Below are 8,688 nucleotides of genomic sequence, written 5' to 3'. Positions count from 1 at the left end.
CGCGGAGGCGCACAGCCGCTCCTCCTCCTCCAGCTCGACACCGAGCGCGGCGAGCTCGCCCAGCAGCTCCCCGAGCGCGTCGAGCTGGACGTCGATCAGATCGGACACACGTGCCTCCCGGCGGCGGCGACCGGTGCGGCGTGGGCCGACCTGGTCACCACGCTCGCGGCGCGCACCCTGGCCGTCGCCGCCACCCTGGCGGCGGCGCTGGAGTCCTACCGGGCCGTCGACGGCGGCGTCGCCGGGCAGCTCGGCGGTGGCCGGGTCCCGGTGCCGCAGTGACGACGACGGTCGACCTCGCCGGCTGGGACGTCCCTCAGCTGCGGGGAGCGGTGGTCACCCTCGGCGTCCTGGTCGACCGGTTGGCGCCCTGGCGGGGACGGCTGGACCGGCTGGGCCGTGAGCTCGGGGACGCGGGGTCCTGGTCCGGGCCGGCGGCGAGCGCGGCCGCCGCCGCCCTCGTCGAGCTGTCCACGGTCGCCTCGGGCGTCGGTGGGGCGCTGGCGGCCTCGCTGGCCGACCTGACCGGGTTGAGCGCCGCTGCGGACCAGGCGCAGGAGCTCGCCGCCGAGGCCCTGGCGATCGCGTCTGCCGCTGGGGTCGGCCTGGACGGTGCCGGCCGCGCGGTCGGGGTGCCCGTGCCACCCTCGCCGGCGACGGCGCCGGACCAGCTGGCCGACGTCGAGTCCGCCCGGAGCGCCGCAGTGCTCGCCGAGGCCCGGGCCGAGGAGGCCGGTCTCGCGGCGGCCCGGGCGGCGGCGTGTGCCCGGGCCGCCCGGGAGCCCCTGGCGCGGCTCGGTGGGGTCGCCGTCCCGGTGCCGGACCGCTTCGCCGACCTGGTCGGCCGGTTGCTGCCGGTGCGGACACCGCAGGTGCCGGCCGCGGCCGGCCCCCAGGACGCGGCGGCCTGGTGGGCGGGCCTAACGGCGGCCGGGCAGCTGCTGGCGATCGACGGGCAGCCAGGTGTCGTCGGTGCCCTGGACGGACTGCCGGCCTGGGCGCGGGACCAGGCGAACCGGGCCAACCTGGCGGCGGCGCTGACCCACCTCCCGCCGGGCTCGGCCGGCCACGACACGGCCGACGCGGTGCGGCGGGCCCTCGCCGCGGTGGCGGCCGGTGGCGCCGAGGCCCAGCTCCTGCAGTTCGACCCAGCGACCGGCCTGGTGGCGCTGTCCGTCGGCGACCTGGACACCGTCGCGGCCGTGGGCGTGCTCGTCCCGGGGATCAACACCACGCCCGTCGACGACCTGGCCGAGCTGGTCGGGGACGCCCGGGACGTCGCGGTGGCCGCGGCGACGGCCGCCCCGGGCCTGGCCGTGGCCACGGTCGCCTGGCTGGGCTACCGGACGCCCCGGTGGTACGACTCCGTCTCCGTGCGGGCCTCACAGCGCGGAGGCCGCGACCTGGACCGCGCGCTGGACGGGCTGGCCGCCAGCCGAGCCGCCCCGGCGGCGGTCCCCGCGCCACGGACCACTGTGGTGGCGCACAGCTACGGGACAGTCGTCACCGGGCGGGCCGCGCGCGCACCCGGCCGCCTGGCCGCGGACGCCGTCGTCCTGCTCGGCAGTCCCGGCACGAGCACCGGCGGGGCGGAGGGACTGGAGGCGGAGGAGGTCCACGGCGCCTGGTCGGCGGCCGACCCGATCTCCTGGTCCGGCTGGTACGGCGCCGGTCCGTACGACTCCGGGTTCGGAGACGTCCCCCTGCCCACCGAGCCGACCCAGGGACACACCCAGTACTACGACCGCGACCGCCCGACGCTGGCCGCGATCGGCGAGGTCGTCGCCGGCCCTCGGAAGCCGCGCTGACCTGCAGATCGGCGCAGGGAACAGTGACCGCCGTCATCCGTTGGAGGTGGGACGGCGGGCGCGTTCCGGTTCACCGATCGGCCTCCCGGTCGCGCGGTGGCCTACCGTGGCGTCGCCGAGCGGGTACAGCCCGTTCTGCCCCGTGCGCGACCGGGTCCTCCCCGGCGCCTGCACCAGCACCCCCCGACAGGAGCACCGTGCCGCCCACCAAGACCACGAAGTCAGCCCCCAGCACCGGCGACCGCGCGCCGCGCAAGCGTGCCGCCGCGGCCGGAGGCAAGCCGCTGGTCATCGTGGAGTCGCCGACCAAGGCGAACAAGATCGCGGGCTACCTCGGCAGCGACTACGTCGTCGAGGCCAGCGTCGGGCACATCCGCGACCTGCCGCGCAACGCCGCCGACGTGCCGGCTGCGCACAAGGGCGAGTCCTGGGCCCGGCTGGGCGTCGACGTCGACAACGGCTTCGCCCCGCTCTACGTGGTCAGCCCCGACCGCAGGCAGCAGGTGACCCGGCTGAAGCAGCTGGTCAAGGAAGCGAGCGAGATCTACCTCGCCACCGATGAGGACCGCGAGGGCGAGGCCATCGCCTGGCACCTGATCGACACGCTCAAGCCCACCGTGCCCGTCCGCCGGATGGTGTTCCACGAGATCACCCGCGAGGCGATCGCCCGCGCCGTGGCGAACCCGCGCGAGCTGGACACCGCGCTGGTCGACGCCCAGGAGACCCGCCGCATCCTCGACCGGCTCTACGGCTACGAGGTCTCCCCGGTGCTGTGGAAGAAGGTGCTCCCCAAGCTGTCGGCCGGCCGCGTGCAGTCGGTCGCCACCCGGATCGTGGTGGAGCGCGAGCGGGCCCGGATGCGGTTCACCGCCGCGGACTACTGGAGCCTCGACGGCCTGTTCGAGGTCGCCCAGCAGCGCGCCGGCGCCGACGCCGGTGAGCCGACGACCCTGCGGGCGCGGCTGGTGACCGTGGACGACAGCCGGGTCGCCACCGGCAAGGACTTCGACGCCGACACCGGCTCGGTGACCAGCAACGTCGTCCACCTCGACGAGGCCGGCGCCCGCGGCCTGGCAGCCCGGCTGGAGGGTCGCGCGGTCACGGTCAGCCGGGTCGACGAGCGGGACTACACCCGCAAGCCCTACGCCCCCTTCATCACCTCCAGCCTGCAGATGGAGGCCGGCCGCAAGTTCGGCTGGTCGTCGGCCCAGGTGATGCGGGTGGCCCAGCGGCTGTACGAGAACGGCCACATCACCTACATGCGGACCGACTCGACCAACCTGTCCAGCGAGGCGATCAGCGCCGCCCGCCGGCAGGCCGCCGAGCTGTACGGCGACGCCTACGTGCCGGCCGAGCCGCGCCGCTATGCGACGAAGGACAAGGGCGCCCAGGAGGCGCACGAGGCCATCCGTCCCGCCGGTGACTCCTTCCGCACGCCCGGCCAGCTGGCCGGGCAGCTGGCCCGCGACGAGTTCCGGCTCTACGAGCTCATCTGGCAGCGCACCGTCGCCTCCCAGATGGCCAACGCCGTGGGCAAGACGCTGAGCATCCGGCTCGCCGGCAGCTCCAGCACCGGTGAGGCCGTCGAGTTCACCGCGTCGGGCCGCACGATCACCTTCCCGGGGTTCCTGCGGGCCTACGTCGAGGGCAAGGACGAGGGGTCCGGCAACGACGACGAGGCCGACGACAGCGAGCGCCGGCTGCCCCGGGTCGAGCGCGGTCAGCAGCTGGACACCCGCGAGCTGGACCCCAAGGGGCACACCACCAGCCCGCCGGCGCGCTACACCGAGCCGAGCCTCACCGCCCGCCTGCAGGAGCTGCGGATCGGCCGGCCCTCGACCTACGCGTCGATCATGCAGACCATCCAGGACCGCGGGTACGTGTGGAAGAAGGGCTCGGCGTTGGTGCCGACCTTCATCGCCTTCGCGGTGGTCAACCTGCTCGAGCAGCACTTCGGCCAGCTCGTCGACTACGACTTCACCGCCCTGCTGGAGGAGGAGCTCGACGAGATCGCCGCCGGTCAGCTCGGCCGGGTCGACTGGCTCACCGAGTTCTACTTCGGGGGCGAGGGCCAGCACGCCGGCGGCATCGGCGCCTCCGGTGGGCTGAAGTCCGTCATCGGTCAGCGGCTGGAGGAGATCGACGCCCGCGGCGTCAACTCCATCCCGCTGCGGGCGGTGGCGCCCAACGGCGACCCGGTCGTCGTGCGGGTCGGCCGGTACGGCCCCTACCTGCAGGCCGGCGGTGAGGACGGCGCCCGGGTGAGCATCCCCGAGGAGATCGCGCCCGACGAGCTGACCAGCGAGAAGGTCCTCGAGCTGCTCAACGCCCCCTCCTCGGACCGGGAGCTGGGCACCGATCCGGAGTCCGGCTTCCCGGTGGCGGTGAAGGCCGGCCGGTACGGCCCCTACGTCACCACGCTGGTGCCCGAGGGCAGCAAGGAGACCCCGCGGACGGCCAGCCTGTTCAAGACCATGACGCCGGAGACGGTCACCCTGGAGCAGGCACTGCAGCTGCTCACCCTGCCGCGCTCGATCGGCAAGGACGCCGAGGGCGAGGAGATCCAGGCGCTCAACGGCCGCTACGGGCCCTACATCAAGAAGGGCACCGACTCGCGTTCGCTGGAGAGCGAGGACGCGCTCTTCACCATCACCCTCGACGAGGCGCTGGCGATCTTCGCCCAGCCCAAGCAGCGGGGCCGGGCCGCGGCCAAGGCGCCGCTCAAGGAGCTGGGCGCGGACCCGGTCAGCCAGGGCCAGGTCACGGTGCGTGAGGGCCGCTTCGGCCCCTACGTCACCGACGGCGAGCACAACGCCAGCCTGCGCAAGGGCGACGAGGTCGAGACGATCACCCTGGAGCGGGCGGCCGAGCTGCTCGCCGACCGCCGTGAGCGGGCACCGGTGAAGAAGAAGGCGGCCAAGAAGACCGCCGCGAAGAAGGCGCCGGCGAAGAAGGCGGCCGCCAAGAAGGCCACGGCGAAGAAGACGACGGCGAAGTCGACGACGGCGAAGTCGGCGGCGGCCCGGAAGACGGCGGAGACCGCAGCCGACGTCGCGGTCAAGGTGCCGGCCGGCAGCTGAGCTCGGACGGAGGGCGCGGGTGGAGGGCTGGGAGCAGCGGCGGACGTCGTTCGGCGCGGTCGCGGCCGACTACGCCGCCCTCCGGCCGACCTACCCGGCCGACGTGGTCGGGTTCCTGCTCGGCGACGCCCCGCGCCGGGTGCTCGACCTCGGTGCGGGCACCGGCCTGCTCACCGACCGCCTGGTGGCCGCCGGGCACGAGGTGGTCGCCGTCGACCTGTCCGGGGAGATGCTGGCGCAGCTGCGGGAGCGTCTGCCCCAGGTGCGTGCGGCCACCGGGGGAGCGGAGTCGATCCCACTGCCCGACTCCGACGTGGACGCCGTCGTCGCCGGGCAGGCCGCGCACTGGTTCGACGTCGTCCCCGCGGCCGCCGAGCTGCGCCGGGTGCTCCGGCCGGGCGGGGTGGTCGGCCTGGTCTGGAACACCCGGGACGAGCGGGTGCCGTGGGTGCGCGCCCTCGGTGAGCTGCTCGCCGACGAGGCCCGGGACCACGAGGCCGACCAGACGGTGGTGCACCGGTTCGCTGCCGAGCTGCCCGCCGAGGTGGTGGTGGCCGACTCCGCCGTCGCGCAGCGGGTGACCCCCGAGCAGGTCGTCGCCGGCATCGGCACCCGCAGCTACGTGGCGATGATGTCCGACGCCCGGCGGGCGGAGTTCCTCGGTCAGGTGCGTGAGCTGCTGGCCACCCATCCCGACACGCGGGGGTCCGCGCAGCTCGAGCTGCCGTACACCACCCGGGCGTACCGGCTCACCCCGCGCTGAGCCCACGAGCCGGTCGGCGCCCGACGACGAACACCCGGCGGAAGGGGAGCACCGTCGTCCCGTCGGGGCGTGGTGGGTGTGCCCGACGCAGGGCGGCGGCGTACTCGGCGGTGAACTCGGCGGCGTCGGCTGGGGCGAGGCGCGCCAGCACCGGGCGGAGGACGGTGCCGGACACCCAGTGCAGGACCGGGTCCTCCCCGGTCAGCACGTGCAGGTAGGTGGTCTCCCAGGCATCGACGGCCAGTCCCGCCGCGGTGAGCACCTCCAGGTAGCCCGCCGGGTCCAGCACCGCACGGGGGTCCAGTGCGACCTCCGCACCGGGGGAGAGCCGACCGGCCCACCGCGGACCGGTGACCAGCTCGGCCAGCAGTGCGTGGGTGGGTGCCCGCTGGTTGCCGGGCACCTGCACCGCGAGCCATCCGCCGGGGGCCAGTGCGTCCGCCCAGCCCGGGAGCAGGTCGGCGTGCCCGGGCACCCAGTGCAGTGCGGCGTTGCTGACCAGCACGTCGACCGGCCCGTCCGGCCGCCAGTCGCGCAGGTCACGCTGGAGGAACGTCAGCCTGCCGGGCACGGCGTGGTCCGCGGCGGCCGCGAGCATCGCCGGTGAGCTGTCCACGCCGACGACCCGGGCACCGGGCCAGCGCCGGGCCAGCGTGGCGGTGGCCGAGCCGTCGCCGCAACCGAGGTCCACGACCACCTTCGGGGCCTCCGCGCCGATCCGGGCCAGCAGCTCCGCGAAGGGGCGGGCCCGCTCGCCGGCGAAGCGCAGGTAGGTGCCCGGGTCCCAGCTGCCGCGGTCGTCCACGGCCGCAGGCTAGCGCCGGAGGCACCTGGCCCGGAGGAGTGGAAATCGCCCGGACTCGTCGGTCCCGACCGGTACGGTGACCGAGCCGAGGCCACGACACGGCCACGTCCCGCGGCGCTCCGGTGCCGCCACACCCCGGGGGTCTCCGATCAGCTCCGACCCGACGGACCGCCCGTCCCCGGGCGGCTCGTCCGCTGCGACGCCGGCGGACGACGGGAGCCGCCCGCCGCCCGGCGCCGCGCCAGGCTCGCGTGGTGTCGAGGACGACGGTCCCGGGACGGCACCGGCCGCAGTGCCCCCGGACGGGCTCCCGGCGGCCGGCGCACCCACCCCGGACAGCGCCGGCGTACCGCTGCTCGAGCCGCCGGACGACGCCCCGGGTGACGACCGGTCCGGCGCGGACGACGAGGAGCACCCCGGCGCCGGAGCGGTCGGTCAGGTCGCGAAGATCCGCGCGGTGCTGCGGGTGCGCGACTTCCGCAAGCTGTGGCTGTCCATGTCGCTGTCCAGCTTCGGCGACTGGCTCGGGCTGCTGGCGATCACCGCGACCGCCACCACGCTGGTCGACGGCTACATGGCCAGCAACCTGGCCCTCAGCGGCGTCCTGCTCTTCCGGCTGCTGCCGGCGCTCGTGCTCGGGCCGCTGGCCGGGGTCTTCGCCGACCGGTTCGACCGACGCAAGACGATGGTGCTCACCGACGTCTTCCGGTTCGGCCTCTTCGCCTCCATCCCGCTGGTCGACAACCTGATCTGGCTGTTCATCGCGCAGTTCCTCATCGAGGTGGTCAGCCTCTTCTGGACCCCGGCCAAGGACGCCGCCGTCCCGAACATGCTCCGCAGGGACCAGTTGGAGCCGGCCAACCAGCTGTCCCTGATCACCACCTACGGGATCACCCCGGTGCTCGCCGGTGGCGTCTACGCGATGCTCAACACCTCCGGTGGCCGGCTGAGCCAGCTGCTCCCCGGGCTCGACCAGATCGCCCTCGCGCTCTACCTGAACGCGCTGACCTTCCTGGTCGCGGCCTTGGTGATCTGGAACCTGCCCTCGATCAGCGGTCGCCGGGCCGCCCGGCCCGAGGCACCGCAGGAGAGCTTCCTCGGCTCGCTGAAGGCGGGCTTCTCCTTCGCCGGCCACACCCGTCTGGTCCGCGGGCTGATCCTCGGGATCACCGGGGCCTTCGCCGCTGCCGGCGCGATCATCGCGACCGGGCAGTTCTACGTGACCGCCCTCGGTGGGGGGCAGGCGGCCTACGGGCTGCTCTTCGGGGCGGTCTTCGTCGGCCTCGGCCTGGGCATCGGCCTGGGCCCCAGCATCGCCCACGACCTCGCCCGGGAGCGGATCTTCGGGGTGGCCATCGTGGGCGCCGGGATCGCCGTGCTGCTCATGTCCTGGATCGCCACGTTGTGGGTGGCGCTGCTGCTGGTCGTGCTGATGGGCTTCTTCGCCGGCATCGCCTACCTGGCCGGCTTCACCCTGCTGGGCACGGAGGTCGACGACGCGATCCGCGGCCGCACGTTCGCGATCGTCCAGTCCCTCGTCCGCGCTTCGCTGATCCTCTCCCTCGCGACGGTGCCGATCGGCGTGGGCGTGATCGGTCAGAACCAGGTCGACGTCGGCGTCCTGACGCTGGCGGTCACCGGGGAGCGGGTCATGCTGTTCGTGGCCGGCCTGCTGGCCGTCGGCGTCGGCGTGGTCGCCTACCGGCAGATGGACGACGGCCGTCCGGTGCCGCTGCTGGCCGACGTCGTCACCGCTCTGCGCCGGGACACGACCGCGCGGCGTCGGCTGGCCGGGGGCGGGGTGTTCATCGCCTTCGAGGGCGGCGAGGGGGCGGGCAAGTCGACGCAGGTGCGCCGCCTGCAGGAGTGGCTGACCGGGGAGGGCCTGGTCGCCCGGACCACCCGCGAACCGGGCGGGACGGCGCTGGGCGGCAAGGTCCGGGCGCTCCTGCTGGACCCGGCCAGTGCCGGGCTGTCGCCGCGGGCCGAGGCCCTGATGTACGCCGCCGACCGCGCGCAGCACGTGCACGACGTCCTCCGCCCGGCGCTGGACGCCGGGGAGGTGGTGATCACCGACCGGTTCGTGGACAGCTCGCTGGCCTACCAGGGCGCCGGCCGCACGATCCCGATGGACGACGTCCGCTCGATCTCCCGCTGGGCCACCCAGGGGCTGCGGCCGGACCTCACCCTGCTCCTGGACCTGCCACCGGAGGTCGGTCTGGCCCGGGCCCG

Annotated in this window: 6 protein-coding genes; 5 read left to right on the top strand and 1 reads right to left on the bottom strand. The window is 74.8% G+C overall.

Annotation, left to right across the window (positions count from 1 at the left end; genetic code table 11):
• From G5C62_RS23455 to G5C62_RS23440, 4 genes are all read left to right on the top strand, one after another.
• A partial coding sequence (locus G5C62_RS23455; protein ID WP_164702895.1) for a hypothetical protein occupies nucleotides 1-282 on the top strand: 282 nt, incomplete at its 5' end.
• Nucleotides 279-1,808, top strand: a complete 1,530-nt coding sequence (locus G5C62_RS23450) for an alpha/beta hydrolase (RefSeq protein WP_164702894.1) — start codon at nucleotides 279-281, stop codon at nucleotides 1,806-1,808. The genes G5C62_RS23455 and G5C62_RS23450, both read left to right, overlap by 4 nt.
• Nucleotides 1,809-2,005: 197 nt before the next feature.
• Nucleotides 2,006-4,888, top strand: coding sequence for a type I DNA topoisomerase (topA, locus tag G5C62_RS23445; RefSeq protein WP_164702893.1), 2,883 nt, complete (start codon nucleotides 2,006-2,008; stop codon nucleotides 4,886-4,888).
• Nucleotides 4,889-4,907: 19 nt separating this feature from the next.
• Nucleotides 4,908-5,651 (top strand): class I SAM-dependent methyltransferase, encoded by a 744-nt coding sequence (locus G5C62_RS23440; RefSeq protein WP_164702892.1) that lies wholly within the window; start codon nucleotides 4,908-4,910, stop codon nucleotides 5,649-5,651.
• Here G5C62_RS23440 and G5C62_RS23435 read toward each other — a convergent pair.
• Nucleotides 5,638-6,456, bottom strand: coding sequence for a trans-aconitate 2-methyltransferase (locus tag G5C62_RS23435; RefSeq protein WP_164702891.1), 819 nt, complete (start codon nucleotides 6,454-6,456; stop codon nucleotides 5,638-5,640). The genes G5C62_RS23440 and G5C62_RS23435 overlap by 14 nt on opposite strands.
• Nucleotides 6,457-6,748: 292 nt before the next feature.
• Here G5C62_RS23435 and tmk point away from each other — a divergent pair.
• Nucleotides 6,749-8,688, top strand: a 1,940-nt coding sequence (gene tmk, locus G5C62_RS23430; RefSeq protein ID WP_164702890.1) for a dTMP kinase, incomplete at its 3' end; no start/stop codon positions are given.

Source organism: Modestobacter sp. KNN46-3 (assembly GCF_011039295.1).
Note: the sequence above shows the minus strand (reverse complement) of the source record. Positions and strands in the feature narration are given on the sequence as shown.